We start from the raw sequence: 26,987 nt of genomic DNA on the forward strand, positions 1-26,987 counted from the left end.
AGACGTCAGACTTCGTCGGATTCGGTGCCGACGAGCTTCCAGTTGGGGTCGCGCGACCGGATGTCGCGAGCGAAGGTCCAGACGTCGCGGACTTCCACAACCGATTCCGGATCGCCGTCGATGACCTCGCCGTTCGCGCCGACGGTGGCGCTGATCAGCTGCGAGACGAACCGCACGGTGATGTGCGCGTCCCGCTCCTTCATCTCGGCGGCGACGATCTTGGCGTCGCCGATGCCGACGAAGGAGGAGTTCATCTTGTGCCCGGCGGTCTCGCGCTCGGTGATCGCCTTTTCGAAATCGGCATAGACATCCGCCGACAACAGCCCCTTGAGCACTCGGCGGTCACCGTCGGCAAAGCCGTTGACGATCATTTCATAGGCGATCTTCGCGCCTTCGAGGAACTCGACGGGGTCGAATTCCGGATCGACGTCCCGCATCTTGCGCAACTCGGCGTTCAAGGGAGAGCCGGGCGTCGCAACCTTGTCGATCTTTTCGTAGAGGATGCGGGTCGGCACCCCCTCGCCTTCCTCGGACCTGCGATTCGGCAGCGTCACGACGTTGCCGTTGGAGGCGGTTTCCTCGCGCCGCGCCTCGGTTCGCGTGTAGGGATCGAACGGCGGTCTCTCGCTTCCCGTCCTGCGGCCGAGCACATTGCGCAGCTGAAACAGGACGATCGCCGCAAGCACTATGAAAAAAATCGTCCCAAAGCTCATTGCGCGCCGTCACCTCGTTTCCGCCTGTCAGAACTCGCCTCATATAGAGACGACGGGCCACGCATTCAAATCGTCTTCCAGCTTTCCTATCTTCAGGTCTGAAACGCCGGCGGACAACGCTGGCTTCATCCGACCCCCGGCCCGGCCCCGACATATCGGCCCTGGGCTGCAAGGAACCAGGCCCATGCCTTTCGCGATCATTCCGTTTCTTCTGCTGATCATCCCGGTGCTGGAGATCGCCGTCTTCATCCTGGTCGGCAATCTCATTGGCCTGTGGCCCACCCTCGCGCTGGTCGTCCTGACGGCGATCGTCGGCTCGTTCCTGTTGAAGCGCCAGGGTCTCGGCACGCTGCGGCGCATCCAGGCGGAGACCAATGCCGGCCGCGTGCCCGCGCGCGAGCTCGTCGACGGCGTGATGATCATGGCGGCGGGCATTCTCCTCCTCACGCCGGGTCTCGTCACCGACACGATCGGCTTCCTCCTCTTCGTGCCGGGCATCCGCAGCAGCATCCGCAGCTTCATCAGCAAGCGGGTCGTCGTCATGGCGCAGGGCGGCGGCACCACCGGCTTCGGTCGGGGCGGCGGCGGGCAGGAATGGCCGCGCCGCCGCGCGCCGGACGTGGTCGACCTGTCCGGCGACGATTATCACCGCCGGCCCGATCCCGGTTCGCCTTGGCGCGGCGAAGAAAAGGACGGCGGACCGTCCAATCGCACGATCCATTGACCGCGCTTCATCGAGCCCGGGGCCGGGACATCCACGGATCCAGCGCATCTGCGTCCGCCCACGAGGCGGCCTGACCGGCGGCTCTCCCCAGGTCCTGCCATCGCCCGGGGGCGGCGGCTCTGCGAGAGCTTGCGCATCCCCTGACGCACCACGATTGCCCCGCGCCCGCTGCTTGAGATCACCAACTCTGCGTGATAGCGCTCGGCGCGAACGAATTTCCGGCCGGTCGTCTCCGTCGAAGTCGCCCGGCTATGTCCGGCGTCGCGACTTGGCCGCGCGCCGAGAGGAACCGAGAAAGAAAGGTCAGACATGTCTCAGACGAGCGACGCCAACGGCACCCAAGGCGCGGCCTCGGGCCAGGACGCCACCCCGCCGGCCCTCAACATCCTCACCCAGTACATCAAGGACCTCTCCTTCGAGAGCCCCAACGCGCCGGCGATCTTGCGCAGCCAGGCGCGCGGGCCGGCGATCAACATCGGCGTCAATGTCGGTGCCAACCAGATCGAGGGCACGCAGAACGAATTCGACGTGCGGCTGACGCTGAATGCCAAGGCCGGCGAAGGCGCCGAAATGCTGTTTGCCGTCGAGCTGGAATATGGCGGCGTGTTCCGCCTCGCGAACTTCCCGCAGGAGCATCTCCTGCCGCTGCTCTTCATCGAGTGCCCGCGGCTGCTCTTTCCCTTCGCCCGGCAGGTCGTCGCCGACGTCACCCGCAATGGCGGCTTCCCGCCGCTGATGATCGATCCGATCGACTTCGCCAAGCTGTTCCAGCAGCGCATGGCCGAAGAGCGCGCCCGCCAGCAGGTGCAGACCGTCTGACGCCCACGGGCGCGGACACGGACGCAGAGGCCGTTCGACCCATCCGAATGATGTGAGTTGCAGCGCCGGTGCGGGTGATCGCGCCGGCGCTTTGCGTTCCGGCCTCCGCCGAGGCCTGGCGCCGCGCGGGCTCAGCCCGCCTCCAGCTCCGCCTTTTCCGGCCGTTCGAGATAGCGCCACCAGAGCGCCTCCGCGCCGAGGCTTTCGACGAAGGCGAGATGGCGCGCCGCCTCGGCCTCGCTGAGCCGGGGCGTCAGCGGTGCCGGCCGCTGCGCCACCTGATGGGCCGCCGCGCCGCCACTTTCCGCCCCTGCGTCCTGGTCGGCCCCGAAGGTGAGGCCGAGCGCTGCCTGCCGGCCGCCGATGAGTTCGATATAGACGTCGGCGAGGAGCTGGGAGTCGAGCAGCGCCCCGTGCTTGTCGCGCCGCGAGGTATCGATCGAAAATCGCGAACAGAGCGCATCGAGCGTCGCCGGCGCCATCGGAAACTTGCGCCGCGCCATCGGCAGGGTGTCGAGGACGCGCTCCGGCCCGATCGGCGGCTGGCCGAGCCGGCCGAGCTCGGCGTTGAGGAAGCGAATGTCGAAGGTGGCGTTGTGGGCGATCAGCCGGCCTTCCGCGAAGAAGTCGAGAAACTCCTCCAGAACCTCGGAAAACAACGGCTTGTCGAGAAGGAACTCGTCGGAGATGCCATGGACGTCGAAGGCGGCCGGATCGACCTTGCGGCCTTCCGGCCGGATGAAGACGTGAAACTCCCGGCCCGTCGGAATGTGGTTCCAGAGTTCGACGCCGCCGATCTCGATCACCCGTTCGACGGCCGGATCGAGGCCGGTGGTTTCCGTGTCGAAGACGATCTCGCGCATGGTGCTGGCTCCCCGCTCGCCCTTCCGTCGCAAATACCCGTGAGAGGGGCAATGGTCCTTTCGGAGTTGCCCTTCAATTCCACAGGGGATCGAATTCGGTTACCATGCGAAGGTAAACGCTGCGCGAGTGACGAGGCTTGGCGCGGGGTTAGCAAGGCCGCGCCGGCGCGCCAGCTCCAAGCGTGGGTCTGCCGAGCACAACGGAGGCGCCGATGAACATCCAGGCACCCGCCATCCGCACCGTCGAGGAGTTCCTGCGCTGGAACGAAGGACGCGAAGGTCGGTACGAATTTATTCGCGGGAGGATCACCGGCATGATGACGGGCGGCACACGGCAACATGCCCAACTGATGTTGCAGCTGGCTCTGCTCCTGAAATCTGCCCTGCCCGGCGAGTTCGTCGTCACCGCGGCCGACTACGCGATCAGGACGCCCCTCGGGGTGCGCTACCCCGACGTGCTGGTCGAGCCCTCCGGATCGAGCTCCGGAAACAGCCTGGCGAGCGACCGGGCCATCCTCGTCGCCGAGATCCTCTCGCCCTCCTCGCTCGCCACGGACTTCGGTGAAAAGGCCGAAGAATACACCGCTCTCGACAGCCTCCAGCACTATCTCGTCCTCGCCCAGGACGAGCCGCGGGTCTGGCTCTGGTCGCGCGGCGAGGACGGGGTCTTCGGCAAGCCGGAAATGACCGCCGGACGCGAAGAGACGGTCGAGATGAAAGGCCTCGGCATCACCCTCGCGCTTGCCGAACTCTACCGGGACATTGCCTGACAGGCGAATGATCACTGCGCGGCCCCGCGCCGGATCAGAAAGGATGGACCACATGAACATCCAGGCACCTGCCATCCGCACCGTCGACGACTTCCTGCGCTGGAACGAGGGGCGCGAGGGCAAGCGCGAGTTCGTGAACGGGAGGATCGTCGAGATGATGACGGGTGGGACCGAGCGCCACGCGGAACTCATGATGCAGCTCGGATCTCTCCTGAAATCCGTCCTGGCACCCTCCGAGTATGTCGTAACCGGCTCGGATTATGCAGTGAGAACGCCACTCGGCGTTCGCTACCCCGACGTCCTCGTCAAGCCGCGTGTCGCCGGGGACGGCGAGAGCCTCGCGACGGACCGATCCATCCTCGTTGCCGAGATCCTCTCGCCCTCCTCCCTCGCCACCGATTTCGGCGAAAAGGCCGCGGAATACACCGCCCTCGACAGCCTCCAGCACTATCTCGTCCTCGCCCAGGACGAGCCGCGAGTCTGGCTCTGGTCGCGCGGCGAGGACGGCGCCTTCATGAAGCCAGAGATGACCGTCGGGCGCGAAGAGAGCGTCGATCTGAAAGGCCTCGGCGTCACCCTTGCCCTTGCCGAAATCTATCGCGGCATCGCATAAGGCTGAACCAGAGCAAGCGGCCGACTTTTCTCGTCGATTGGGCCGCGATCATCGAATGCCGGATCCATGACCCTCAAAGCCCGCATCATTCCCTGCCTCGACGTGAAGGACGGCCGCGTCGTCAAGGGCGTCAATTTCGAGGGGCTCGTCGATGCCGGCGATCCCGTCGAGGCCGCGAGGGCCTACGACGCGGCGGGGGCAGACGAGCTCTGCTTCCTGGACATCACCGCCTCCTCCGACGACCGCGACACGATCTTCGACGTCGTCGCCAAGACCGCCGAAGAGTGCTTCATGCCGGTGACGGTCGGCGGCGGCGTGCGCACGGTCGCCGACGTGCGCAAGCTGCTGCTTGCCGGCGCCGACAAGGTCTCGATCAACACCGCCGCGGTGAAGGACCCGGACTTCGTCAAGGAAGCCGCCGACAAGTTCGGAGACCAGTGCATCGTCGTCGCTATCGACGCCCGCCGCGTCAACAATGACGGCGGGGCGCCCCGCTGGGAGATCTTCACCCATGGCGGGCGCCAGGCGACCGGCATCGATGCCGTGGACTTCGCCCGGCTCGTCGTCGAGAACGGCGCCGGCGAGATCCTCCTCACCTCGATGGACCGGGACGGCACCAAGGCCGGCTTCGACGTCGATCTGACCCGCGCCGTCGCCGATGCCGTCCATGTGCCGGTCATCGCGTCGGGGGGCGTCGGCACGCTCGATCATCTGGTCGCCGGGGTGCGCGACGGCCATGCGGGGGCGGTGCTTGCGGCCTCGATCTTCCATTTCGGGACCCACACGATTGCCGAGGCCAAGGCCCACATGGCCGCAGCCGGGATCCCGATGCGCCTCGACAAGGCCGGCTGAAGCTGGCATGCGCGCATGGATGTGAGGAAAGGGCAAGCATGAGCGAGTTCACCCTGAAGGACCTCGAAACGATCGTCGCAGCGCGCGCGACGTCGGAGGATGTGTCCTCCTACACCGCGACCTTGGCGCGGAAGGGCGCCTCGCACACGGCCAAGAAACTCGGCGAGGAGGCGGTCGAGACGATCATCGCCGCCGTCGCCGAGGACGATGGCCGGCTGACGTCGGAAGCTGCCGACCTCCTCTATCATCTCCTGGTGCTTCTCCACCTCAAGCACGTGCCGCTCTCGGCGGTGATGGCCGAGCTCGCGCGCCGCACCGCCCAGACCGGGCTGGAGGAAAAGGCGAACCGTCCGGACGCTCCGGGCCACTGAGATGGACCAACTCGCCCCGGCGAAATACTCGCCCTACCGTTCCTTCACCGCCGCCGAGTGGGCGCGATTTCGCGCCGATGCGCCGCTGACGCTGACCGAGGACGAGGTCACGCGGCTGCGCTCGCTCGGCGATCCGATCGATCTCGACGAGGTGGCGCGGATCTATCTCGCGGTCTCGCGGCTGATCTATGCCCATGCCGAGGCGATGCAGCTTTTGTTCAGCCAGCGCCAGCGCTTCCTGTTCGGCGAAAAGCCGGGCCGCAAGACGCCCTTCATCATCGGCATCGCCGGCTCGGTCGCCGTCGGCAAGTCGACGACGGCCCGGATCCTGAAGGAGCTTCTCGCCCGCTGGACGTCCTCGCCGAAGGTCGATCTCGTCACCACCGACGGCTTTCTCTATCCGAACGCCGTGCTCGAGGCCGGCGGGCTGATGCGCCGCAAGGGTTTTCCCGAAAGCTACGACGTCGGCAAGATCCTGCGCTTTTTGTCCGACATCAAGGCCGGCCGGCCGAAGGTCGAGGCGCCGGTCTATTCCCATTTCGTCTACGACGTGATGCCGGGCAAGAAGGTCGTCGTCGACCGTCCGGACATCCTGATCTTCGAGGGCCTCAACGTCCTGCAGGTGCGCGAGATGCCGAAGGACGGCAAGGCGATCCCCTTCGTCTCCGACTTCTTCGACATCTCGATTTACATCGACGCCGACGAGACCGACATCCACCGCTGGTACATCGACCGGTTCATGAGCCTGCGCGAGACGGCGTTCCGGCAGGAAGGCTCGTTCTTCCATCGCTATTCGCAGGTCTCCGACGAAGAGGCGCTGCGGATTGCCGAGGACCTGTGGGTCGAGATCAACGCCAAGAACCTCCACGAGAACATCCTGCCGACCCGGCCCCGCGCCGACCTGATCCTCAGGAAGGGCAAGGATCACCTGATCGAGCAGGTGGCGCTGAGGAAACTGTGAGGCGCGGCTCACCGAGGCTGCGGTGATCCGCACCCCGGGGACGGTGGTCGAGCTGATGTCGATCTACCAGCACCTCAGGGCCTTCGAGGCGCAGATCCACGACGCCCCTTGCCGGAGATCGGCGAGCGCTGGCTTTCCGGCCAGGAGACTCCGGCGGCGCGTTCAACCCGCGGCCGGCGGATCCAGCCGCCCAGAAGACGATCCGTCGCCGTTCCGCTTCCGTTTCCCTTGCGGAATGAACGCCTTAACGCTACGAGGTCGGCTCTCTCGAACAAGGAACCCACTCCCATGCTTCGGCACATCGTCGTCGCCGTCCCGCTCGCCCTCGCCGCCTTGCCGGCGTCGGCGGAAGACCTCTCCTTCTCCCTGATCAACAAGACCTCTTCGGCGGTCACCGAGTTCTACACCTCGCCGGTCGAGACCGACGACTGGGAAGAGAACATGGTCAGCGAGGCGATCGCCCCGGGCGAGCAGGCGACCGCCAACATCGCCGACGGCCGGAGCGTCTGCGAATACGACGTCCGGGCGGTGTTCGAAGACGGTGACACGGTCGAGGAAAAGAACATCAATCTGTGTGAACTCGGCAGCTACACCCTGCACGAATAGCCGGCGGAGGTCATCTCCAGCCCTCCGATCGAAGGATCACGCCGGCTTCGTCACCCGCCGCAAGGTCAGATTGATCCGGCCGCCGTTCTTCAGGAGCGCCGAGCTCCGCGGATAGATCCGGTCGACGCCGTGATGGCAGAGCCGGGCCGCGCCGCCGAGAACGAAGACGTCGCCCGAGGCGAGACGGATCGAGGCGGTCGGCCCGCCCCGCTCCGTCCCACCGACGCGAAACCGGCAATCGTCGCCGAGCGACACCGAGACGACGGGCGCGCTAAGATCGGCTTCGTCCTTGTCCTGATGCAGGCCCATCTTCGCGGCATCGTCGTAGAAGTTGACCAGGCAGGCTTCCGGCGGATGAGGATAGTCGGCGACCTCCTCCCACAAGGCGAGCAACGCCTTGGGGATCGCCGGCCATGGCTCGCCGGTGACCGGGTGCTGCGGCTGGTAGCGATAGCCGGACTTGTCGGAGACCCAGCCGAGCCTCCCGCAATTGGTCATCCGCACCGAAAACGGCCGGCCCCAGCGGGGCATGACCGGCGTATAGAGCGGCGCGGCCGCAACGACGGCGCGCACGGCTTCGACGAGCGCCTCCTGGGCCGCCCGGTCGAAATGGCCCGGCAGATGCCGCGCCCCCTCAGGCAATGCGTTCACGACAGATAGCCGAGCTGGGCGGCCATGGCGACGGCGTGGGTGCGGTTGGCGGCGTTCATCTTGCGCTGGGCGGCGGTCAGATATTGCGAGACGGTGTATTCCGACAGGGACAGGATGATGCCGATCTCGCTCGAAGTCTTGCCGAGCATGGCGAGCTTCAGGCAGTCGCGCTCGCGCACCGACAGCGGATTGTTCCGCTGGTTCTCCTCGAAGCGCACCGCCGCCAGCATCGAGAAATAGACGAAGGCGAAACGGTGCAGTTCGCGGACGCTTGCCGCCGACAGGTCGGGGTCCCGGCCGGCAAGCGACAGCGCTCCGCTGAAGGAGGTCATGGCATGGACCGGCAGGAGGACGCCGGCCAGGTAGCCTTCGCCGAGCAGGAAACGCGCGGCAGGGCTCGGATCCGGCTCGTCGGCGCCATAGAGTGTCTCGATGTCCCAGACGAAGGGCATCGGGTCGGTGCGCAAGGTGCCGAGGACGATCTTGAACCTGTTGAGTCCGTTCGCCTCGTAGCCCTTGGCGAAGGCCGGCGACCAGTTGGCGTGGATGACCCGGGTGACCAGCCCCTCGTCATCGGTCGAAGGCAGGGAGAACGAGGCGGCATGGGTGAAGCCGTGCCGGAGCGCCACCTCCTCCAGGGCCTGCGCCAACTGCTCTTCCTGCCACGGTTCCTCGATCCCTGCGATCACGTCCTCGGCTCCGGCCACGGTCAAGCCTCCCCCTCGCCCACGTCGTGCAAAAGGTCATTCGAAAACCGGTCGGAGAACGTCATCGTCGATCATACCCGTCGCGGCCGGCCCGCCGATCTTCGGGATCGGCCCTGGCCATCCCTCGATCGACGTGCTGGCGGGGACGATGCCGACTCGCCCCCTTCATCGAATGTCGCCGACTGCCGGAGACTTACCAGAAATCCGACGAATCACCGCCTCAGTTTGACTGCATTTCCGCCGGGATTTGAAGGCCCGCAAGGCCATCCTCGCCATCTCGCGAGTGCCGAGGCTGGCACAGCGCGATCTTCGATCCCATCTAGACGGGCGTACACCAAGGAAGGGATCGCCATGACCCTGCCTGTGCGAAAAACCGCGGCGCGATGGGAACGCGGCGGAGACGCGTAGACACCTCACGAACAGGCCGGACGCGGGTGAGGAGCCGGTCGGTCGGCACGATTTCAGAGCCTGGTGTGACAGACTGACGCTCCCCTCCGGTCGCAACGCGAACGGCGCATCGGCGACCGTTCGGGCGGCAAGGGGATTGGAACCTTGGGCCGGCTTCGACCCCGCAGAAAAAAGTGACCTTCAATGACCGACTTCTCGCCCCGCGAAATCGTCTCCGAGCTCGACCGGCACATCATCGGCCAGAACGACGCCAAGCGCGCCGTCGCCGTGGCGCTGCGCAACCGCTGGCGCCGACAGCAGCTGGAAGGCTCCCTGCGCGAGGAGGTGATGCCGAAGAACATCCTGATGATCGGGCCGACCGGCGTCGGCAAGACGGAGATCTCGCGCCGCCTCGCCAGGCTCGCCGGTGCCCCCTTCATCAAGGTCGAGGCGACGAAATTCACCGAGGTCGGCTATGTCGGCCGCGACGTCGAGCAGATCATCCGCGACCTCGTCGAGATCGGCATCGGCCTGGTGCGGGAGAAGAAGCGCGAGGAGGTCAAGGCGAAGGCCCATCAGGGCGCCGAGGACCGGGTGCTCGACGCGCTCGTCGGCAAGACCGCATCGCCGGCCACACGCGAGACCTTTCGCAAGCGGCTGCGCTCCGGCGAACTCGACGACAAGGAAATCGACGTCGAAGTCGCCGACACCGCCAATCCGCTTGGCGGCATGGAGATCCCCGGCATGCCGGGCGCCAATATCGGCGTCCTCAACCTCTCCGACATGCTCGGCAAGATGGGCGGCGGCCGCACCAAACAACGACGCACCAGCGTGCGCGATAGCTACGACCTTCTGATCGGCGAAGAATCCGACAAGTTGCTCGATCAGGAACAGCTGGTTCGCGAGGCGATCGCCTCGGTGGAAAACAACGGCATCGTCTTTCTCGACGAGATCGACAAGGTTGCCAACAATCACAGCCAGGGCGGCGGCGGCGCCGGCGTCTCGCGGGAGGGCGTCCAGCGCGATCTCCTGCCGCTGGTCGAGGGCACGACCGTCGCCACCAAGCACGGGCCGGTGAAGACCGATCACATCCTGTTCATCGCGTCGGGCGCCTTCCACGTCTCCAAGCCCTCCGACCTCCTGCCGGAACTGCAGGGCCGCCTGCCGATCCGCGTCGAACTCCGGGCCCTGACCAAGGAGGATTTCCGCCGCATCCTGACGGAGACCGAGGCCTCGCTGATCAAGCAGTACGTCGCCTTGATGAAGACCGAGAACGTCGATCTGGAAATCACCGACGATGCCATCGACGCCATCGCCGATCTGGCGGTCTCGCTCAACGGCTCGGTGGAGAACATCGGCGCCCGGCGCCTGCAGACAGTGATGGAGCGCGTCCTCGACGACATCTCCTTCGAGGCGCCGGACAAGACCGGCGAGCACTACACGGTCGACGCCGCCTATGTTCACAAGGCGCTCGACGGGATCGCGGGGAACGTCGACCTGTCGCGGTTCATTCTGTAACTGGGTCGGGGGGCGCCGAGGGGGGCGCCCCCGACGCTCGGGCTCTTGAGGGGCCAGTTTCGGTTGGGAATTGCCCTCCACGGCGTCATCCTCGGGCCTGTCCCGAGGATCTACTGCGGGTTGATAGTTGGGCGCCTCGCAGTCGAGGGCCATTCCGCGAGGATTTTGTCGTTGAGCTGGCGGTAGATCCTCGGGACAAGCCCTACAACATTCACACATCTCGAAAAGCTGTACTAAATCAGCGTCTTACGATTGAGATTGGAGATGTCGGGGGCGGCGAAAAGGAAGCCGCCAGCCCCAACGCGTCGTCATTCTCGGGCCCCGTCCCGAGAATCCAGAGATCGTCGCGCGCGATTGGCTTCAGCTGCAGAAGGCGGCTTCAGTTGCAGAAGGCGGAAGCGGACGATGTTGCGGCGGCTGCCCCTGGATTCTCGGGACCGGGCCCGAGAATGACGAAGCTGCGAAGTTTCGCCACCCCCTTCAACGGTGGCATCGCCTGGCACCCGCTTGCCAATGAAGCCCCTCTGAGATGTGTGAATCTTGTCGGAACAAGCCCGAGGATGACGCCGCGTATGGGGTTCGGCCGCATGAATTCGCTCGATGATGACGACGTCAGACGCCCCTGCCCCGACCGCAATGGGCGGCCATTACCACCCCCTCAATCATACCCGTGCCCCGCCCGCAGCCCCTCCCGCACACGGTGCGCGATCGCCAGAAACTCCGGCGTATCCCTGATATCCAGCGGCCGCTCCGATCCGAGGTCGCAGTCGATGATCTCGTGAATTTTCCCCGGCCGCGGGCTCATCACCACGATGCGGGTCGACAGGAACACCGCCTCGGGGATCGAGTGAGTGACGAAGACGATGGTCTTGTTCGTCTTCGCCCAGAGCTTCAGGAGCTCCTCGTTCAGGTGGTCGCGGACGATCTCGTCGAGCGCGCCGAAGGGCTCGTCCATCAACAGGAGATCCGGATCGAAGGACAACGCCCTCGCGATCGAGGCGCGCTGCTGCATGCCGCCGGAGAGCTGCCAGGGGAACTTCCTGCCGAAGCCGGTCAGCCCGACGAGGTCGAGCCCCTGATCGATCCGCCGCCGCTGCTCGGCCCGGTCGATCCCCATGATTTCGAGGGGAAGCGCGACGTTCTTTTCGATCGTCCGCCAGGGATAGAGCGCCGCCGCCTGGAAGACGTATCCGTATGCGCGCTGGCGCCGCGCCTCGTCGGGGCTCATGCCGTTGACGGTGATGGCGCCTCCGGTCGGGCGCTCCAGATCGGCGACGACGCGCAGCAACGTCGTCTTGCCGCAGCCGGACGGGCCGATCAGCGAGACGAATTCGCCGCGGAAGATGTCGAGATCGATGTCCTTCAGCGCATGGACCGGCGCATCCGCCGTGGCAAAGACGAGGTCGAGGCCCCGTGCCGCGATCACCGGCGCCCCTCCTCTCGCGGCCGGTTTCGCGCTATCTTTCCCCGTCCGGGAGGGCGAACCCTTCCCGGGAGACGATGGGAGACCTTCCGATGGATGCATCCTCGATTCCTTCCGACGTTGAATGCCGGGTCATAAGGCCTGCTTCGACCTATGACGGCAAGCAGGGTCTGACCTATGTCGCCGGCATCGCCAAGGAGACCGTCGGCTCGACCGGCATCTGCATGCACCTTCTGACGATCCCGCCGGGCGGCCGGGCGAAGGCGCATCTGCACGAAAGCCACGAGACGGCGATCTACGTCATCAGCGGCGTTTCCGGCACATGGTACGGCGAAAAGCTCGAACACCACGTCACGGTCGCGGCGGGCGATCTCTTCTATATTCCAGCCGGCGTGCCGCACCTGCCCTACAATTCCGGCACGGAGCCCTGCGTCGCCGTCATCGCCCGCACCGATCCGAACGAACAGGAAAGCGTGGTGCTGCGCCCGGATCTCGATGCGCTGGTGCCGGCGCCTGGAGAGACCGTCTCGCAATCGTGACGTTTTGCCACGATCCGCATCTCTGATAGGAAAGCCGGAGGCGCAAACGGGGACAGTTCCGCGTCATGACGACCACGCAGCTCGTTCTCTGGCTCACGCTCGCCGTCTTCCTCGTCCTGGCCGTGACGGCGAGTTTCGCCAATTTCGGCAGGCGACGCCCACGCCGCGTCACCAATGACGGCGGCTATGCCGGCGACGCCGGGTCGTCCGGTGGCTGGTTCGGCGGTTCCTCGGATTCGTGCGTCGCGGGCTCGGCCAGCGACGGCGGTAGCTGCGGTGATGGCGGCGGGGGCGGCGACTGACGCAAGGTCCGGCTCAGGCCGAAAGGCCCGCCAGCCGCTCGGCGGCCTTCTTTGCGCCCATCGTCTCGGCGGCTCCCAACGGCGTGACACCGTCGGCGGCGCTGGCCTGAAGGTTCGCGCCACGCGCGACGAGAAGGTCGATCATCTCGACCCGGTCGAACATCGCCGCAATCATCAGCGCCGTCCGTCCGTCCTCGCCGGCCCCGTCGACGGCCGCCCCGTGATCGAGCAGCAGCCGGGCGATCTCCATCTCGCCCTTGAACGCGGCCCCGGCGAGCGGCGCCTGGCCGCGATCGTTGCGCCGCTCGGGATCGGCGCCGCGCTCCAGAAGCAGCCGCGTCGCCTCGAGGTGCCCGTGATAGCTCGCCAGCATCAACAGGCTGTCGCCCTTCTCGTTGGTGAGATTCACCGGCATCCCCGCATCGAGAAACGCCCCAAGCGCCTCGACGTCGCCACCCCGCGCCGCATGGAACACGCGGGTCGCCAGGTCCTGGAAGGCGGCGTATTCGTCGGGGGTCAGATCATTCATGCGAATACTCCATCGGTGGATCCTTCGGTACGGCGGCGACGGCGGGCGCCGCGGCGATTCGGCGATGGTCGCCTTGTCGGGCGACCGGCCGGGGTTTACCTATTGGGCAACCTAACGACGCTCGGCCCACGGACCAGCCCCCGCCCATCGAACATCAAGACGAGCTGGACGACATGCCCTTCACGCCCCTCCCCGACCGCGCCGTCCTGACCCTCACAGGCCCCGAGACGGAAGATTTCCTGCAAGGGCTCGTCACCGCCGACGTCGGCGCAGTGACCAGCGAGGCGGTGAGCCCGGCAGCGCTGCTCACCCCGCAGGGCAAGGTGATGTTCGAGTTCCTGGTCAGCCGCCTCGACGGCGGCTTGCGGCTCGACGTTCCGGCCGAGATGCGGGCGCACCTCAAGAAGCGTCTGACGCTGTATCGGCTCAGGCGCAAGGTCGAGATCGCCGAAAGCGACGCGGCGGTCTTCGCCGTCTGGGGCGAGGATGCGCAGGCCAGGGGCCTCGTCGACCGCCGATTCCCGGACGCGGACGTCTTTCGCGCCTATGGCGAGGCACCCTCAGGTGTCGCCGAGGCCGAGCAGCAAGAATTCCGCGCCCTTCGCATCGCGTCCGGCGTTGCCGAACTCGGCGCCGACTATCCCCCGTCCGACGTCTTTCCGCATGACGTGCTGATGGATTTCAATGGCGGGGTCTCCTTCAAGAAGGGCTGCTTCGTCGGCCAGGAGGTGGTCTCGCGCATGCAGCACCGCGGCACCGCCCGGCGCCGGCTGATGCTGGTGACGGCCGCAACGCCGCTGATCGCCAACAGCGAGATCAGGGCGGGGGAGAAGGTCGTCGGCGAGATCCTGTCCGTTGCGGATGAGCAAGGATTGGCGATGGTGCGGATCGACCGGCTCGCGAGTGCCGCGGCCCGCGATGCGGCCCTCACCGTCGAGGGCGTGCCCGTGGCGCTGTCGATCCCCGCTTTTGCCGGCTACGTCATCCCCGAGGCGGGCATCCCGCAGGACGGCGGCGGCGATGCCGACAAGGCCGGCGACGCGGCATGAGCCGTCGCCCGGCCCTGCCGAAAGCTGCCGAGGCGCGCGTCACGCCCCGCGTGTGGCAGCGCATGCTGTCCGGCCGAAGGCTCGATCTCCTCGATCCCTCGCCCCTCGACGTCGAGATCTCCGACATCGCCCATGGCCTCGCCCGCGTCGCCCGCTGGAACGGCCAGACCAAGGGCGACTACGCCTTTTCTGTCGCCCAGCACTCGCTGATCGTGGAGGCGATCGTGGCCGAAAGGGAGAGCGATCCGCGCTGGCGCATGGCGGCGCTCCTCCATGACGGGCCGGAATATGTCGTCGGCGACATGATCTCGCCCTTCAAGGCCGTGATGGGCGGCGACTACAAGACGGTCGAAAAGCGCCTGCAGGCGGCGATCCATCTGCGCTTCGGCCTGCCGGGAGAACTGCCGGCGCCGGTCGAGAAGGCGATCAAGGCCGCCGACCGGGTCTCCGCCTATTACGAGGCGACGCTGCTCGCCGGCTTCGACGCGAAGGAGGCGGCGAAGTTTTTCGGCGCGCCCGGTTCGGGGGAGTTTCGCCCCGAAGACTTCACGCCCCAGCCGGCGACGCGGATGGAGGCGGCGTTTCTGGAACGCTTCGCCGCACTGGACGCGGAACTGACCGCCGGGCGCCCCAATGCCGACACCGCGCCGAAGGCCCGGTCCGCGGCCGCCAACGCGCAATGAGCGAGCTGCGACGCTCGATGCATTGGCAATCGGGCGCCGGACGCCCTATAGCAGCGCCATGAGCTATCTCGTCGTCTCCTCCCTCGCCGACATGCCGAAGACGGTCGAAGAGCACGGCGCCCTCGATCTGGTCACGCTGATCAATGCCGAGACCGTCGTCGGCCGGCCGGAGGCGATCGAGGCACCACGCCATCTCTTTCTCGGCTTCAACGACATTGCCGAGGAGATGGAGGGCTTCGTCGCGCCCTCGCACGACCATCTGGACCAGCTGATCGGCTTCGGCTCGCGCTGGAGCCGGGAGAGGCCGCTGGCGATCCATTGCTTTGCCGGCATCAGCCGGTCGACGGCGGCCGCTTATATTCTCGCGCTCGCCATCAATCCCGATCTCGGCGAAGAGGCCTTGGCGCAGGAACTGCGGCGGCGGGCGCCTTCCGCCACGCCCAATCCGCGCCTCGTCGCGCTCGCCGACGAAAGGCTCGGGCGAAGCGGCCGGATGGTCGCGGCGATCGCGGCCATCGGCCGCGGCGAGAACGCCTTTGCCGGCACCCCCTTCGTCCTGCCCCTGACGCTCTGAGGCGGCAGATCCGCTACTCGGCCGCCGCCTTCAGCGGCACGGCCGAAAGGTTCAGCGGCATAAACAGTTCCATCGGCTCGTCGACGCCGTCGAGGACATGGGCGCCGACCGAGCGCCAGCGGCCGGGCACCAGATCGGCGACGCGCTTGCTGGCAAGGACGTTGGCGTCCATTGTCTTGGTCAGCTTCTCGATCCGCTCGACCTCCGTGACGGTCGAGCCGATGACGGTGAAGGCGAGGCGCTCGGGCACGCCGATATTGCCGAACACGACCTTGCCGATGTTGAGGCCGATGCCGAAGCTGATCTCTTCGAGGCCCTGCTGCCGGCGCGTCGCATTGACGTCGTCGCGCATGACGAAGGATTCCGTCAGGGCTTCGAGCACCTTGCCGAGCACCGCTTCGCCCTCGGACCGCGTCTCCATCGGAAAGACGATCAGGACCGCGTCGCCGATGAAGGCGAGTACTTCGCCGCCGACGCGGATGGCGGGACGGGCGGCGCATTCGAAATAGTCGTTGAGGAGGGCCAGATAGTCGTCGCTGGAGAGCGTCGCGGTCAGATGGGTCGAGTCGCGAAGGTCGGAATACCAGACCAGCGCCTTGGTGGTCGCGCCGTCGCCGAGGCGGATGTTGCCTTCCAGCACGCTGCGGCCGGCCTGCTGGCCGAGATAGGCCTCGACGATGTTGGTGGTGATCTGCTGCTGGATGATCGACTTGCAGACGAGAGCAAGGCTGCGCTGGATCTCCTGCAGGACCGAGAGATCCTCCTCGGTGAACCCGCCGTCGCGGTCGCAGGCCCAGATCACGATGATGCCGGTGCCCCGCGACTCGATCCCCTTGCCGGACTGCTTGAATGCCGTGCGCAGCGCCAGATAGTCGGTGAAGCCGTTCGCGGAGAGTTCCTCGAGCAGCCGGAAGTCCGTCAGCTTTCCGGGGCCGGCGAGCCGCCGGCGCAGGATCTTCAGGTCGTTCTCCAGCATGTGCTTGAGCGGGCTCGCCTGCCAGGCGTCGGTGTTGGAGTCCTGATGATGGAAATGGTCGAGCGTCGCCGTCCGCTCGTCGCGGTCCCAGGAGATCATCTCGGCGCGGAACAGGGGATGCAGCGTCGGCCAGTTCAGCCTTGCCCGCGAGATCGGCACGCCGATGCCGAGCAGCTTGATGCACAGGCGATAGAAGATGTCTTCGAGCTTGGGCTCGCCGAGTGCCTCGGAGAGCAGCCATTCATTGACCTGATCGGCAAGCCCCATGGCGCCAGCCCTTTCGTTGCAGAAATTCTTGAAGCGAACCTGTCGGAATCGTCTCGGAAAAAACGGTTCAGTCCGCTCTCAACTGAAGAGCCATGGTGGTCTTTTCAAGACTTGGACTGCATCCGGCCGCCCGCCGGCCCGCCTTTGCGCACGGTTCAGACCGACAGCGTCAGACCCGTGCTGGCGACGTACGCTCCGGAAAACACGGCTCTCATCTCGGCCTCCAGCTTCTCCAGCCAGTCGTCGGTACGCGAGACGTCGTGATGGAAGGCGACGAACCGCTCCACGCCGGCGGCCCGGCAGAGGCGAACGCCCTGCTGCCACGTCGAGTGGCCGAAGCCGACATAGCGCTCGAAGTCCTCGTCCGTGTAGGTCGAATCGTAGATCATCATCTCTGCACCGGCGATGAACTCGACCAGCGCGGCGTCGATCGTCCCGGCCTCGTGCTCGGTGTCGGTGATGTAGCAAAGCGCCCGGCCCTCGAACTCGACCCGGTAGCCGACCGCCCCGTTCGGATGATTCAGCCGGAAGGTTTTCACGAGGATGCCGTCGCCAAGACCGATCTCGTCCGGCGGCTGGAAGTTGCGATAGTCGATCCTGGCGGCAAACTGCTTCGGCGTCACCGGGAAATAGGGCGGGCACATGAACCGGGCGACCATGTGCCGGCAGGTGGTGCCGTCCTGGAGATGGCCGGCGAAGATCCGCGCCGAGACATGGTCCTTGTAGAGCGGGATCAGGAAGGGCAGGCCCATCACGTGATCGAAGTGGCAATGGGTGAGAAGGACGTCGAAATCGTTGACGATCTTCTCCTCGTAGAGCTTGCGGCCGGCGGCGACGATGCCCGTGCCGGCATCCAGGAAGATCACCCTTTCGCCGCAGCGCAGCTCGATGCAGCTCGTGTCACTGCCATAACGGGTGTTGGGGGCGGCCGGCGCAGGGATCGAGCCGCGGGCGCCCCAGATGGTGAGCTCGAAACGGCTCATCGACCCCCGCCCTGGCCGGCGGCGAGATTGCGGGCGCGGACCAGCTCGGCATTGGTGTGGCTCAGCCGCTCGGCGAGCCCGCGCATCACTTCGGCCGCGACCTCCGGGAACTGCCGCACCAGCTGTAGGAACGCCTCCTTGCGGACCCTGAGCGCCGAGACGGGCGTCTTGGCGGTCACCGTCGCGGTGCGCGGCACGTCGCAGAGGATCGCGATCTCGCCGACGACGTCGCCGGTCTTCAGGCTGGCGACGACGAAATCGCCGGTCTCGGCCGCGATCGAGACGTCCGCCTCCCCCTCCATCAGGACGAAGGCGGCATCTCCCTGCTCGCCCTGCCGGCAGAGAACCTGGCCTTGGCGATACATCACCGTCTCGGCGGTGTAGGCGATCAGCTTCAGCCGGCTGGGTTCGATGCCGGCGAACAGCGGCACGGCCCTCAACAGGTCGATCTCGGATTTCAGAAGCATCGTCTTCGATCCTTGCGCAACGACGACGGCAGTGCGGACGATCCGTTCGCGATTTCAGCCTGCATGCCGGCAGTGTTCACGACACAAACACCACGAGTATCAAACGTCCGGGCATGCACCGGCAGGGCTGCGACATTTTTGCCCCGCGAACTTTGCACGGCGGCGGATGCCGCATCAATAGCACGGCCCCCGGGCTTTCTTTGGCATAGCAGCGTCACCGAGGCGGTCACGACACCTCCATCGGCGGGACGGCCTGGCTTTCCGGGTCCTGCATGCGCCCCTCCCGGAAGGTGATCCGCCGGTCGAAGAGATCGGCATGTTCCGCATGGGCGAGCACCCAGACGATCGTCTGACGATCGACGCCGAGTTCCTGGCGCGACTTCAGGACGGCGGCGGTGATGCGCCGCTGGCTCTCGCCGTCGAGGGCGGAAAGCGGCCGGTTGAGGACGAGGAGATCGGGCCGCTTCAACAAGGCCCGGGCGAGCGTCAGCTTCTGCTGCTGGCCGGCGGCGAGCCGCTTGGCGCCGCTGCCGATGTCGAAGGACAGGCCGAGATCGAAGACGACGTCGTAAAGGCCGCTCTCGCGCAGGGTTTCGGCCAGCACGGTGTTGATCCGCCCCTGCGCCTCGGCGTAGCGGGTGACGATGCGCCCGAACAGGATGTTGTCCTGCAGGCTCGCGGCGCGGTTCACCCCGGCCGGATCGTGAAGGGACACCGCCCCGGCGAGATCCGGGCCGAGGCCATCGGCAAAGTGATCGCGCGCCGCGACGATTGCCTGCTTGAGGCCGGCATCGAGCAGCCCCAGCCGATGGCGCGGCTCGACATAGCCGAAGGCGAGACGCTGGAAGGCACGCCGGTCCTTGTCCTCGCGCTTGCCATCCCCGTCGCTGCGGCGCAGGGCCGCCCGGTAGCGCTCGACGTCCTCGGGGGACATCAGGTCGATGTCGTCGAGCAACGGATTGTCGGCCGACAGGTCTCCGAAGATCTCGACCAGCGTCTCGGCGATCTGCCGTCCCATGACGAACAGCTTGTCGTCGAGGCCGCTCGCCACGAGCGCCGCCTTGACCGACGGCCGGTCGGCCAGCGGCTGGTCGGCATCGGCATCCGGATCGGCGGTGCCGAAGACGAGGTTTTCGAAGACGGAGGCGTAGTCGGAGTAGCGGCTCCTGTCGAAGCTCTCGAAATAGTCTTCGTCGCCGCCCTCGATCAGCCGCTGGCGGAAACGCGCGCGGGCGCTGAGGATCTGGTCGGACACGCCGTCTGTGAGGATCTCCGGCAGCTTGCCGCGCAAGCCGAAGCGGGCGATCTCGGACCTGAGTTCGACGATCGCCAGCACCTCGGCGAGCCGGGCGGGAAGGGTTTCCGGCCCGCTCACGCCGGCCGCCTCGTAATCGATCCAGTCGTCGCGGATGTCGAGGTCGAGATTGCCGGAGAGTCGCGCTTCCTCGAGCCGTGACGCCTCGTCCCGGCCGCTGCGCTCCTGCCGGCGCATCGGCACGTGCTTGAGCCCGTAGGTCAGGGCGTCCCGGACGCTCATCTGCGGCAGGAACAGGCCCGACGCCGAATAGCCGAGGCGGCGGCCGGGAATGTAGTCCGGCATGGAATCGAGCGTCGTGCCGGCAAAGGCGACGCGCCCGCCGGACGGCTGGACGAGCCGCACCAGGGCTTCGGCGAGATATTCGCCGCCCCCGCCCGGCGGGCCGACCAGCGCCACCGCCTCGCCCGGCGCCAGCTTCATCGTCGTCGGAAAGAGCAGCTCGTTGCCGGCGTCGTCGCTGACCTTCAGGCCCGACACCATCACCTCGCCGTCGAGCCGCGGCGGGGCGTCGAAGCTGACCCTCTGGGTGTTCGCCGGGACGAGATCCGACATGACGAACTGCTCGCGGATCTGGGCATATTTGGACTGGACGTCGACCCGGCCCTGATCCCAGGCGATCAGTTCCTTCAAGGGCGCCGGCAGGTCCTTGTAGGCGGCGATGACGGCGACCAGCTGGCCGATGTCGAGCTTTCCCTGAATGACCAGATAGCCGCCGCCGAGATAGAAGATGAACGGCGTCATCTGGGCGATCAGATTGTTGAGGAAATTCACGAAGAACTTCCACTGGTAGAAATCGTAGCGGATCGCCAGGATCTTGCCGAGCCGGCTACCGAGTTCCGCCCGTTCCCAGTTCGACGTGTCGTTGGTGCGGATCGAGGCGATCCCCTCGACCACCTCGCCGATGCGGCCGGACAGGATGCGGGCGGTCAGCTGGCGATTGCGCGCAAGCACCACCAGCCGGCGACGCATGCGCGGGATCAACAGGATCTGGACCAGAACGATGCCGCCGGCGACCATGCCGAGCCAGAAGTTCTGCAGGACGATGAAGAACAGCGCCGTCAGCGCCTGGCTCAGGAGGAGCGCCGGGTCGGCAAAGGCGCTGCCGCCGAAGCCGCCGACCGGCTCGGTCTCGTCCTTGATCATCGAGGCGATCTCGGAGCCGCGCACCTGCTTGAAACGGCCCGAGGGAAACCGCAGCACCCGGTCGACCAGCTGGAAGCGGAGACGGCGCAGCAGCCGCTCGCCGAGCTTGCCCTTGTAGGTGGACAGGTAGAACTTGAAGAGCCCGTTGACGATGACGAAGAACAGGAAGGTGAAGGATAAAGCGACGAGCACCCCGAACCGGTCGAGTTCCATCCCCTCGAAGACGTGCCATTGCCCCCCGCCGAGGAAATCCGGCAGGGGTATGAAGAAGCTGAACAGGGTCTGGGTCTGCCCGGGCTGCCAATCGCCCGAGATCGGCCCGTTGACGATGCGCTTCGGCAGATCGAGCGTCAGGTAATAGAGCGGCAGCGACAAGGCCAGGACGCCGAACAGCCAGAGCTGCTGGCCCTTGGTATAGCGCCAGACGTAGCGGAAGACGCTCTCGTCGAGTTCGTCGGCCGGCTTCATGCCGGGGTCTCCAGGGCCGCCACGGCGGCGGCGACGGCCTCGGCGACGCCCTTGCGCTCGCCCCCCTCGTCGAGGAAGCGGAGGTCGGCGGCGCGCACGAAATGGCCGGGCCTTGCCTCGAGAAGCGGCGGCAGCGGCTGGTCGGCGGCGACCGTGAACGGCGCCGGCCAATCCCGGCGCCCGATCAGCCCGGCTTCCGGCAGGTGCGAGAAATCGAGCGGTCGGGCGAGATCGGCGTGGGGCACCGCCTCGATCAGAAGCTTGGTATAGGGATGCAGCGGCCGGCGGAACAATTCGGCCCGCGGCGCCAGCTCGACGACCGCCCCGTCGCACATCACGACGATCCGGTCGGCGATGTGGTTCACCACCGCGAGATTGTGGGTGATGAACACGTAGGTCAGCCCCGACAGGCGCTGCAGATCCTTCAAAAGATTGAGGATCTGCGCCTGGACCGAGACGTCGAGCGCGGCCACCGGCTCGTCGCAGATGAGGATTTCCGGTTCGAGGGCGAGAGCCCGCGCAATGCCGATCCGTTGGCGCTGGCCGCCGGAGAAGCTGTGCGGATAGCGCCCGGCAAAGCTCGGATCGAGCCCGACGGCGGAAAGCAGCCGCGCGACCTTCTCGCGCCGCTCGGCCGGCTTGCAGAGATCATGGATCTCCAACGGTTCCGACAGGATCGCTCCGACTGTCATCCGCGGGTCGAGGGAGGAGAACGGGTCCTGGAAGATGTACTGCATCCGCTTGCGGACCTTGAACATCGTCTCGCGATCGGCGGAAACGAGATCGACCGATCCGCCGCCGCCATCCCCGCCATGCAGCACGATCGAGCCGGCATCGACGGGCACGGCCCGCATCAGCGCCCGCGCCAGCGTCGTCTTGCCGGAGCCCGATTCGCCGACGAGCCCGAGGCACTCGCCGCGCTTCACCGTCAGCGAGACGTCGGCGAGCGCCCGGATCACCCGCGCCGGTGCCCGGCCGACGAGACGACGGTCGCCGCGCAGCGAAAAGCTCTTCTGCAGCCCCCGCGCCTCGACCAGCGGCTCGCCCTTCGGCCCGCTCGCCTTCGGCTTGACCAGCGCGTCGGCATCGATCCTGATCTCGCGGATCGGCGTCAGCCGGCGGCGCTCGGTATCGGAAAAATCCGGCACCGCCTTCATCAGCGAGACGAGATAGGGATGGCTGGGCGCCGAAAAGATCGTCTCGGCGGGACCCGATTCGACGATCCTGCCGTGATGCATGACGACGACCTCCTCCGCCAGATTGGCGACGACGCCGAGATCGTGGGTGATCAACAACACCGCCATGTCGAGTTCGGCCTGGAGGTCCTTCAGGAGCTTGAGGATCTGCGCCTGCAGCGTCACGTCGAGGGCGGTCGTCGGCTCGTCGGCGATCAAGAGCGGCGGCCGGCACATCAGCGCCATGGCGATCATCGCGCGCTGGCGCAGCCCGCCGGAGAGCTCGAACGGATACATCCGCACCGCCCGCTCGGGCTCGGGAAAGCGGACGAGCCGCAAGGTCTCGGCCGTCAGCTCGCGGATCTCGGCCTTCGACGCCTTGCGGTGGATCGCCGCCATCTCGCCGATCTGATCGCCGAGCGTGTGGAGCGGCGAAAACGCCGTCATCGGCTCCTGGAAGACCATGGCGATGGAGCGGCCGCGGATCGAGCGCAATTTCGGCGACGCGCGCGGGATCGCGGCGAGATCCAAAAGGCCGAGATCGCCGTCGCGAAACAGGATCTTGCCCGAGGTGATCACGCCGTTCTTCGGCAGGAGCCCGAGGATCGCCTGGGACGTCACCGACTTGCCGGAGCCGGATTCCCCGACGAGCGCGACGGTGCGCCCCGGGGCGATCGTCATCGAGAACCCCGACACCGCCTTGGTGACGCCGGCCATGGAGCGAAATTCGACGGACAGATCCTCGACCGACAGAAGCGCCGTTTCGGCGCGGTCGCTACGGATCGAAGGCGATGCCAGGGACGATAGCATCGCAGCATCACTCATCGACACGTATCCCTCTTTGCGCCGCCGGGCGGCCAGACGCTTCGCTGCCTTCTGGCAAAGCTTTGACGTCATTATCACGACAGTTGCGGCCGTTCGCCAGAAGAATCGCAGGCGGACGCAGCGGCAAGATGCTCACGCCCCGATCAGCCGCGCGATCGCCGCGGCGGTGGCGTCGGCGCCTTCGAGGTCGATCGTCGGCACCGGCCGGTCCCGCCGCCCATCGGCCCTGACGATCGCCGAGGCGAGGCGTTCGGGCGAGAGATCCGCGGTTTCCACCACGTCGAGGAGCCCGAGCTTTTCCATGCGCGCCGAGCGAAACACCTGCTCGGTCTCTTCGCCGTCGTCATAGGGCACGACCACCGCCGGGATCTTCGCCCGCATCAGGTTCATCACCGTGTTGTAACCGGCCTGGGAGATCGACAGGGACGCGCCGTCGAGCAGTGCCTGGAAGCGCGGCGTGAAGCGCTCGACGACGGTGCGCGCGCCGGCCATCGCCTCGAGCTCGGCGTAGTCGGCCTCGCCCGCCCGCGGCCCGGCGAGGAAATGCCAGACCTTGTCCCGGATCGTCGGCGGACACAGCGCCCGCGCCTCGATCGCCGTGCGCAACAGATTGCCGGCCGCCGCGCCGCCGCCGGCCGAAACGACCACCCGGTCGTTCCTCTCGATCGGCCCGCGCTCGGCCGCCTCGGTGACATAGCCGGTATAAGAGACGAGATCGGCGATCTCGCCCGCATGGGGATAGGTCTCGGCGAAGGTGAAGAGCTTCGGGTCGGAATGGACCAGCACGGCGGCAAGATGCCGGCGCGCCAGCTCGGCGGCGAATGTCGACCGCTCGGGATGCTTGGTCGCGACCAGGATGTCACGCACCGAGGTGACGCATTTCACCCGGGGCGCGTCCTTCGTCGCCCGCTCCATCAAAGGCACCAGCTCGAAGCGAAAGCGCCAGCGGCCGAAGGGAAACATCTCCATCAGGACGACGTCGGGACGCACGCTTTCATAGAGGTCGAGCAGCGCCTCGGTGCGCCGCGCTTTCCATGCCGCGTCGATCGGAGCGCCCGTCTCGTCGTAGAGGGTCTTGAAGTCCGCCCCCTTGATCGACACCGGCGGCAGCTGGACGACATGCGCCTCCCTGAACGGCATCTCCGGCATCGGATGGCCGCCGAGGGCGACGGTGACGTTTATGCCCCGCGCGGCCATGGCCCGGGTGATCAGCTCGCCGCGCCGCAGATGACCGACGCCGAGAAGATGCTGCACGTGAAACAGAACCCGCATCACACGGCCCTTTGCATTGTGGAAGGCATGAAAGCTGCGGCACCGAAACGGCGACGCGTCTCGACGAGCATCGTGTCGAGCCGCTCGGCGGCCGCGGCGACGTCGTGCCTCGCCATCGCCCGGCGGCGCGCGGCCTCGCCGAAGGATGCGCGCCGCTCGTGATCGAGCATGAGACGGATCGCATCGGCAAAGGCCGCCGCGTCCCCCTGCGGCACGAGGAGGCCGGTTTCGCCGTCGGCAACGACGCCGGCGACGCCGGGGCTCGTTCCCGCCACGACCGGAAGGCCCGCCGCGCCGGCCTCGATCAGCGCCATGCCGAAGGCCTCCTTGACGGCCGGCCAGACAAGGACGTCGGCGGCAGAGAACAGCGCCGGCATCGCCTCGGACGCAACAGCGCCGAGGAAGGCCGCCTTCACGCCCCTTTCGGAAAAGGCAGCGCGTATCTCGCGCTCGGCCGGGCCGGTTCCGGCGATCAGAACTTCGAAGGCGTCCGGGACGACGAGAGACAGCGCCTCGGCGAGCAGCCGGTAGGAGTCGAGCTTCTGGTCGGCCCGCATCATCGCCGCCGTCACCAGCCATGGCTTTTCGGCATCGAGACCGTGCCTTGCGGCGATGTCCCGGCGGCTCCGTTCGCGGCCCGCATGGGCCGCCAGGAAAGGCCCGGCATCGATGAAAGGGGAGAGCGCCTCCATCGGCGCGCCGGGCTTGAGATGCGGCACGACGCCCGCCGCATCGTTGGGGTTCAGCGTCACGACGAGATCGGCGCGGGCAAGCGCTTTCAGGCTCGCTTGGTAGCCGGCATCGAAGCGGCCGCCCAGCTGCTTGTTCGCCACCGAGGCCTCGGCGACGACATAGGGAATGCCGAGGGCCGTCGAGACGGCCGGCCCGAGATGGTCCGGCGCCTTGTGATAGAGGTGATAGGTGAACCAGAGATCCGGCCGCAGCGCCGGATTTTCGAGGCGCCGCACGAGCCGCGCCGCGAGCCGGGCTCCGATGCCGGCCAGTCGCTCCTGCCGTTCCGGATCGCCGCGGTCGTAGCTCCTGAAACGTGAGGCGAGCCCCACCTCGTGGCCGGCCACCCGCAGCGCCGCCATCAGGTTGCGGGCGAGGAGCCGGTCGCCGGAGGGAACCGGGTCGTCCGGCGCCTTCATCGGCGCGTAGAAGGCGATCCTCATGGCCGGGCGAAGCGCTGAACCTGCAGCGGCGCCTCGGGGAAAGCCGCGTCGACGGCGGGGTTCCGCCCCCCCACCGGCCGGCCTTCGGCGACGATCGCGTCGACCAGCCGGCGGATGGTATCGACGCCGCCGAGAAGCTTGGGAATTGCCGCCGCCTGGGGCCGGCTCTGGGTCGGCAGCCCCCGAATCGCGTCCGCCATGATCGCGGCGTTCTCGACCTCGTCGTCGAGCAGCATGCGGGCAAGGCCGAGATCCTCGGCGCGCGAGGCCCGGATGAACTGTTCCAGCCGCGGATGCCGGCGCGGCACGATGACGGCCGGCTTGTCGAAGGAAAGGATCTCGCAGAAGGTGTTGTAGCCGCCCATGGCGACGAGACCCTCGGCCCGCTCGATCAAAGGTTCGATCGAGGCGGCGAAGGTGATGAGGTCGACGCTGTCGAGCTGTCTTCCCCGCGCCTGGAAATCCGCCGCGAAGGATGATTCCATGAAAGGACCGAGCACGATCTTCGCCCGCACCCCAATCGTCTCGTCGCTCTCATAGGCTCTCAGCACCCAGTCGACGAGCCGCGCGCCGTCGCCGCCCCCGCCGGTGGTCACCAGCACATAGGGCCGCTCGCCGATGCGGATCCGCTCCGGCAGTGCGCCGGAGGGCTCGTCCGCGCGGGGCAGGTAGCCGGTGAACACCGCGTGCTCGCGGACCCTGTTCGAGACGCCGATCCCCTCCAGCGGGTCGCAGATCTCCGGAAGACCGTAGATCCAGACGTCATCATAGAGCTCTTCCACCGCCGCGAAGGCCCCCTTGCGATGCCATTCGTCGGCGAGCCGGGAAGGCTCGTCCATGATGTCGCGCAGGCCGAGGACGAGCCGGCAGCCGGTGGACTTGAGGAAGGCGAGGCTTTCACCGACCTCGCCGCGCATGCCGAGCGGCTCCTTGTCGACGAGGAAGATGTCGGGATCGAAGATTTCGGCGGTCTTGGTGATGATCGCCGAGCGGATCTCGGTCAGATCCTCGATCGAAAGACCGGGGTTGGAGGGCGCATAGCTGTCGGCACCGAGCTTGACGACGCCGGGAACCCGGATGAAATCCACCTGCGGCGGGAAGCTGAAGGAGCCGACGACGGGCGATCCGGCGATGATCAGGATCGAGGTATCCGGCCGGTGGTCGACCAGCGCCTGGGCGATCACCCGCGACCGTCTCAGATGACCGAGCCCGAAAGTGTCGTGGCTGTAGATCAGGATGCGTGGAGACCGAGACTGCATGGCGA

General features: G+C 66.9%; 29 protein-coding genes. 14 read left to right on the plus strand and 15 right to left on the minus strand.

Features of this window, described 5'->3' with window-relative positions:
* Positions 1-5 precede the first annotated feature (5 nt).
* Positions 6-713 carry a Tim44/TimA family putative adaptor protein gene (locus GTK09_RS09715; RefSeq protein WP_163462953.1) on the minus strand — a complete coding sequence of 236 codons (708 nt, stop codon included), beginning with the start codon at positions 711-713 and terminating at the stop codon, positions 6-8.
* A gap of 184 nt (positions 714-897) precedes the next feature.
* Between GTK09_RS09715 and GTK09_RS09720 the strand changes: the two genes are divergently transcribed.
* Positions 898-1,437 (plus strand): FxsA family protein, encoded by a 540-nt coding sequence (locus GTK09_RS09720; protein ID WP_163462954.1) that lies wholly within the window; start codon positions 898-900, stop codon positions 1,435-1,437.
* Positions 1,438-1,746: 309 nt separating this feature from the next.
* On the plus strand, positions 1,747-2,256 hold the full coding sequence (gene secB, locus GTK09_RS09725; RefSeq protein WP_163462955.1) for a protein-export chaperone SecB: 510 nt from the start codon (positions 1,747-1,749) through the stop codon (positions 2,254-2,256).
* Positions 2,257-2,387: 131 nt separating this feature from the next.
* On the opposite strand, the gene dnaQ is transcribed toward secB, so the two are convergent.
* Entirely contained in the window at positions 2,388-3,119 is a 732-nt protein-coding gene (dnaQ, locus tag GTK09_RS09730; RefSeq protein WP_163462956.1) for a DNA polymerase III subunit epsilon, read from the minus strand.
* Positions 3,120-3,331: 212 nt separating this feature from the next.
* On the opposite strand from dnaQ, the gene GTK09_RS09735 reads away from it, so the two are divergent.
* From GTK09_RS09735 to GTK09_RS09760, 6 genes are all read left to right on the plus strand, one after another.
* Entirely contained in the window at positions 3,332-3,889 is a 558-nt protein-coding gene (locus GTK09_RS09735; RefSeq protein WP_163462957.1) for a Uma2 family endonuclease, read from the plus strand.
* A gap of 52 nt (positions 3,890-3,941) precedes the next feature.
* Positions 3,942-4,502: a Uma2 family endonuclease gene (locus tag GTK09_RS09740; protein WP_163462958.1), complete on the plus strand. Its 561-nt coding sequence runs from the start codon at positions 3,942-3,944 to the stop codon at positions 4,500-4,502.
* A 66-nt stretch (positions 4,503-4,568) separates the two neighbouring features.
* Positions 4,569-5,354 carry an imidazole glycerol phosphate synthase subunit HisF gene (gene hisF, locus GTK09_RS09745; RefSeq protein ID WP_163462959.1) on the plus strand — a complete coding sequence of 262 codons (786 nt, stop codon included), beginning with the start codon at positions 4,569-4,571 and terminating at the stop codon, positions 5,352-5,354.
* A 38-nt stretch (positions 5,355-5,392) separates the two neighbouring features.
* Entirely contained in the window at positions 5,393-5,725 is a 333-nt protein-coding gene (locus tag GTK09_RS09750; RefSeq protein ID WP_163462960.1) for a phosphoribosyl-ATP diphosphatase, read from the plus strand.
* A 1-nt stretch (position 5,726) separates the two neighbouring features.
* On the plus strand, positions 5,727-6,686 hold the full coding sequence (gene coaA, locus GTK09_RS09755; protein ID WP_163462961.1) for a type I pantothenate kinase: 960 nt from the start codon (positions 5,727-5,729) through the stop codon (positions 6,684-6,686).
* A gap of 288 nt (positions 6,687-6,974) precedes the next feature.
* Positions 6,975-7,292, plus strand: coding sequence for a hypothetical protein (locus tag GTK09_RS09760; protein WP_163462962.1), 318 nt, complete (start codon positions 6,975-6,977; stop codon positions 7,290-7,292).
* Between the two features lie 36 nt (positions 7,293-7,328).
* Here the strand turns inward: GTK09_RS09760 and GTK09_RS09765 are convergent, their stop codons facing one another.
* Complete coding sequence (locus GTK09_RS09765; RefSeq protein ID WP_163462963.1) at positions 7,329-7,943, minus strand: alpha-ketoglutarate-dependent dioxygenase AlkB family protein; 615 nt, start codon at positions 7,941-7,943, stop codon at positions 7,329-7,331.
* Entirely contained in the window at positions 7,940-8,650 is a 711-nt protein-coding gene (locus GTK09_RS09770) for a LuxR C-terminal-related transcriptional regulator (RefSeq protein WP_312869758.1), read from the minus strand. The genes GTK09_RS09765 and GTK09_RS09770 overlap by 4 nt, the downstream gene beginning before the upstream one ends.
* A gap of 591 nt (positions 8,651-9,241) precedes the next feature.
* On the opposite strand from GTK09_RS09770, the gene hslU reads away from it, so the two are divergent.
* Positions 9,242-10,555 carry an ATP-dependent protease ATPase subunit HslU gene (hslU, locus tag GTK09_RS09775; protein ID WP_163462965.1) on the plus strand — a complete coding sequence of 438 codons (1,314 nt, stop codon included), beginning with the start codon at positions 9,242-9,244 and terminating at the stop codon, positions 10,553-10,555.
* A gap of 658 nt (positions 10,556-11,213) precedes the next feature.
* Here hslU and GTK09_RS09780 read toward each other — a convergent pair.
* Entirely contained in the window at positions 11,214-11,981 is a 768-nt protein-coding gene (locus GTK09_RS09780; RefSeq protein ID WP_312869759.1) for an ABC transporter ATP-binding protein, read from the minus strand.
* Between the two features lie 89 nt (positions 11,982-12,070).
* Between GTK09_RS09780 and GTK09_RS09785 the strand changes: the two genes are divergently transcribed.
* Both GTK09_RS09785 and GTK09_RS09790 read left to right on the plus strand, forming a co-directional pair.
* Positions 12,071-12,517 (plus strand): cupin domain-containing protein, encoded by a 447-nt coding sequence (locus GTK09_RS09785; RefSeq protein WP_163462967.1) that lies wholly within the window; start codon positions 12,071-12,073, stop codon positions 12,515-12,517.
* Positions 12,518-12,582: 65 nt separating this feature from the next.
* Positions 12,583-12,819, plus strand: coding sequence for a hypothetical protein (locus GTK09_RS09790; protein WP_163462968.1), 237 nt, complete (start codon positions 12,583-12,585; stop codon positions 12,817-12,819).
* A 13-nt stretch (positions 12,820-12,832) separates the two neighbouring features.
* On the opposite strand, the gene GTK09_RS09795 is transcribed toward GTK09_RS09790, so the two are convergent.
* The gene (locus tag GTK09_RS09795; protein ID WP_163462969.1) at positions 12,833-13,348 is read right to left on the minus strand and encodes an ankyrin repeat domain-containing protein; all 516 of its coding nucleotides are present in this window, start codon (positions 13,346-13,348) and stop codon (positions 12,833-12,835) included.
* A 173-nt stretch (positions 13,349-13,521) separates the two neighbouring features.
* Between GTK09_RS09795 and ygfZ the strand changes: the two genes are divergently transcribed.
* The 3 genes from ygfZ to GTK09_RS09810 are packed head-to-tail and all read left to right on the plus strand — an operon-like array spanning position 13,522 to position 15,654.
* Positions 13,522-14,397: a CAF17-like 4Fe-4S cluster assembly/insertion protein YgfZ gene (gene ygfZ, locus GTK09_RS09800; RefSeq protein ID WP_163462970.1), complete on the plus strand. Its 876-nt coding sequence runs from the start codon at positions 13,522-13,524 to the stop codon at positions 14,395-14,397.
* The gene (locus tag GTK09_RS09805; RefSeq protein WP_246217808.1) at positions 14,394-15,080 is read left to right on the plus strand and encodes an HD domain-containing protein; all 687 of its coding nucleotides are present in this window, start codon (positions 14,394-14,396) and stop codon (positions 15,078-15,080) included. The genes ygfZ and GTK09_RS09805 overlap by 4 nt, the downstream gene beginning before the upstream one ends.
* Positions 15,081-15,138: 58 nt before the next feature.
* Positions 15,139-15,654, plus strand: coding sequence for a tyrosine phosphatase family protein (locus GTK09_RS09810; protein WP_163462971.1), 516 nt, complete (start codon positions 15,139-15,141; stop codon positions 15,652-15,654).
* A 13-nt stretch (positions 15,655-15,667) separates the two neighbouring features.
* Here GTK09_RS09810 and GTK09_RS09815 read toward each other — a convergent pair whose 3' ends face one another.
* From GTK09_RS09815 to GTK09_RS09855, 9 genes are all read right to left on the minus strand, one after another.
* Positions 15,668-16,897: an adenylate/guanylate cyclase domain-containing protein gene (locus tag GTK09_RS09815; protein ID WP_163462972.1), complete on the minus strand. Its 1,230-nt coding sequence runs from the start codon at positions 16,895-16,897 to the stop codon at positions 15,668-15,670.
* Between the two features lie 155 nt (positions 16,898-17,052).
* Entirely contained in the window at positions 17,053-17,880 is an 828-nt protein-coding gene (locus GTK09_RS09820) for an MBL fold metallo-hydrolase (protein WP_163462973.1), read from the minus strand.
* Entirely contained in the window at positions 17,877-18,347 is a 471-nt protein-coding gene (locus GTK09_RS09825; protein ID WP_163462974.1) for a cyclic nucleotide-binding domain-containing protein, read from the minus strand. Before GTK09_RS09825 ends, GTK09_RS09820 begins: the two co-directional genes overlap by 4 nt.
* Entirely contained in the window at positions 18,338-18,577 is a 240-nt protein-coding gene (locus tag GTK09_RS09830) for a hypothetical protein (RefSeq protein ID WP_163462975.1), read from the minus strand. The genes GTK09_RS09825 and GTK09_RS09830 overlap by 10 nt, the downstream gene beginning before the upstream one ends.
* Positions 18,574-21,276 (minus strand): ABC transporter transmembrane domain-containing protein, encoded by a 2,703-nt coding sequence (locus GTK09_RS09835; protein WP_163462976.1) that lies wholly within the window; start codon positions 21,274-21,276, stop codon positions 18,574-18,576. Before GTK09_RS09835 ends, GTK09_RS09830 begins: the two co-directional genes overlap by 4 nt.
* Positions 21,273-23,276 (minus strand): ABC transporter ATP-binding protein, encoded by a 2,004-nt coding sequence (locus tag GTK09_RS09840; RefSeq protein ID WP_312869760.1) that lies wholly within the window; start codon positions 23,274-23,276, stop codon positions 21,273-21,275. The genes GTK09_RS09835 and GTK09_RS09840 overlap by 4 nt, the downstream gene beginning before the upstream one ends.
* Before the next feature lie 132 nt (positions 23,277-23,408).
* Positions 23,409-24,548: a glycosyltransferase family protein gene (locus tag GTK09_RS09845; protein ID WP_163462978.1), complete on the minus strand. Its 1,140-nt coding sequence runs from the start codon at positions 24,546-24,548 to the stop codon at positions 23,409-23,411.
* A complete protein-coding gene (locus GTK09_RS09850) occupies positions 24,548-25,723 on the minus strand; it encodes a glycosyltransferase family 4 protein (RefSeq protein ID WP_163462979.1) in 1,176 nt (391 codons plus the stop codon). The genes GTK09_RS09845 and GTK09_RS09850 overlap by 1 nt, the downstream gene beginning before the upstream one ends.
* Complete coding sequence (locus GTK09_RS09855; RefSeq protein WP_163462980.1) at positions 25,720-26,982, minus strand: glycosyltransferase family protein; 1,263 nt, start codon at positions 26,980-26,982, stop codon at positions 25,720-25,722. Before GTK09_RS09855 ends, GTK09_RS09850 begins: the two co-directional genes overlap by 4 nt.
* Between the last annotated feature and the right edge of the window lie 5 nt (positions 26,983-26,987).

The organism is Jiella pacifica (assembly GCF_010500815.1).
In the GTDB taxonomy this organism is placed as follows: Bacteria; Pseudomonadota; Alphaproteobacteria; order Rhizobiales; family Rhizobiaceae; genus Jiella; species Jiella pacifica.

What these genes read in the sequence shown, in the direction of transcription:
- GTK09_RS09815 (WP_163462972.1), bottom strand. Translation starts at nt 16,897, where the DNA reads ATGGGGCTTGCCGATCAGGTCAATGAATGGCTGCTCTCCGAGGCACTC.
- coaA (WP_163462961.1), top strand. Translation starts at nt 5,727, where the DNA reads ATGGACCAACTCGCCCCGGCGAAATACTCGCCCTACCGTTCCTTCACC.
- GTK09_RS09820 (WP_163462973.1), bottom strand. Translation starts at nt 17,880, where the DNA reads ATGAGCCGTTTCGAGCTCACCATCTGGGGCGCCCGCGGCTCGATCCCT.
- GTK09_RS09760 (WP_163462962.1), top strand. Translation starts at nt 6,975, where the DNA reads ATGCTTCGGCACATCGTCGTCGCCGTCCCGCTCGCCCTCGCCGCCTTG.
- GTK09_RS09805 (WP_246217808.1), top strand. Translation starts at nt 14,394, where the DNA reads ATGAGCCGTCGCCCGGCCCTGCCGAAAGCTGCCGAGGCGCGCGTCACG.
- GTK09_RS09720 (WP_163462954.1), top strand. Translation starts at nt 898, where the DNA reads ATGCCTTTCGCGATCATTCCGTTTCTTCTGCTGATCATCCCGGTGCTG.
- GTK09_RS09790 (WP_163462968.1), top strand. Translation starts at nt 12,583, where the DNA reads ATGACGACCACGCAGCTCGTTCTCTGGCTCACGCTCGCCGTCTTCCTC.
- GTK09_RS09795 (WP_163462969.1), bottom strand. Translation starts at nt 13,348, where the DNA reads ATGAATGATCTGACCCCCGACGAATACGCCGCCTTCCAGGACCTGGCG.
- GTK09_RS09740 (WP_163462958.1), top strand. Translation starts at nt 3,942, where the DNA reads ATGAACATCCAGGCACCTGCCATCCGCACCGTCGACGACTTCCTGCGC.
- GTK09_RS09840 (WP_312869760.1), bottom strand. Translation starts at nt 23,276, where the DNA reads ATGAGTGATGCTGCGATGCTATCGTCCCTGGCATCGCCTTCGATCCGT.
- hisF (WP_163462959.1), top strand. Translation starts at nt 4,569, where the DNA reads ATGACCCTCAAAGCCCGCATCATTCCCTGCCTCGACGTGAAGGACGGC.
- dnaQ (WP_163462956.1), bottom strand. Translation starts at nt 3,119, where the DNA reads ATGCGCGAGATCGTCTTCGACACGGAAACCACCGGCCTCGATCCGGCC.
- GTK09_RS09845 (WP_163462978.1), bottom strand. Translation starts at nt 24,548, where the DNA reads ATGCGGGTTCTGTTTCACGTGCAGCATCTTCTCGGCGTCGGTCATCTG.
- GTK09_RS09715 (WP_163462953.1), bottom strand. Translation starts at nt 713, where the DNA reads ATGAGCTTTGGGACGATTTTTTTCATAGTGCTTGCGGCGATCGTCCTG.
- GTK09_RS09835 (WP_163462976.1), bottom strand. Translation starts at nt 21,276, where the DNA reads ATGAAGCCGGCCGACGAACTCGACGAGAGCGTCTTCCGCTACGTCTGG.
- GTK09_RS09810 (WP_163462971.1), top strand. Translation starts at nt 15,139, where the DNA reads ATGAGCTATCTCGTCGTCTCCTCCCTCGCCGACATGCCGAAGACGGTC.
- GTK09_RS09825 (WP_163462974.1), bottom strand. Translation starts at nt 18,347, where the DNA reads ATGCTTCTGAAATCCGAGATCGACCTGTTGAGGGCCGTGCCGCTGTTC.
- hslU (WP_163462965.1), top strand. Translation starts at nt 9,242, where the DNA reads ATGACCGACTTCTCGCCCCGCGAAATCGTCTCCGAGCTCGACCGGCAC.
- GTK09_RS09735 (WP_163462957.1), top strand. Translation starts at nt 3,332, where the DNA reads ATGAACATCCAGGCACCCGCCATCCGCACCGTCGAGGAGTTCCTGCGC.
- GTK09_RS09855 (WP_163462980.1), bottom strand. Translation starts at nt 26,982, where the DNA reads ATGCAGTCTCGGTCTCCACGCATCCTGATCTACAGCCACGACACTTTC.
- secB (WP_163462955.1), top strand. Translation starts at nt 1,747, where the DNA reads ATGTCTCAGACGAGCGACGCCAACGGCACCCAAGGCGCGGCCTCGGGC.
- GTK09_RS09750 (WP_163462960.1), top strand. Translation starts at nt 5,393, where the DNA reads ATGAGCGAGTTCACCCTGAAGGACCTCGAAACGATCGTCGCAGCGCGC.
- GTK09_RS09850 (WP_163462979.1), bottom strand. Translation starts at nt 25,723, where the DNA reads ATGAGGATCGCCTTCTACGCGCCGATGAAGGCGCCGGACGACCCGGTT.
- ygfZ (WP_163462970.1), top strand. Translation starts at nt 13,522, where the DNA reads ATGCCCTTCACGCCCCTCCCCGACCGCGCCGTCCTGACCCTCACAGGC.
- GTK09_RS09785 (WP_163462967.1), top strand. Translation starts at nt 12,071, where the DNA reads ATGGATGCATCCTCGATTCCTTCCGACGTTGAATGCCGGGTCATAAGG.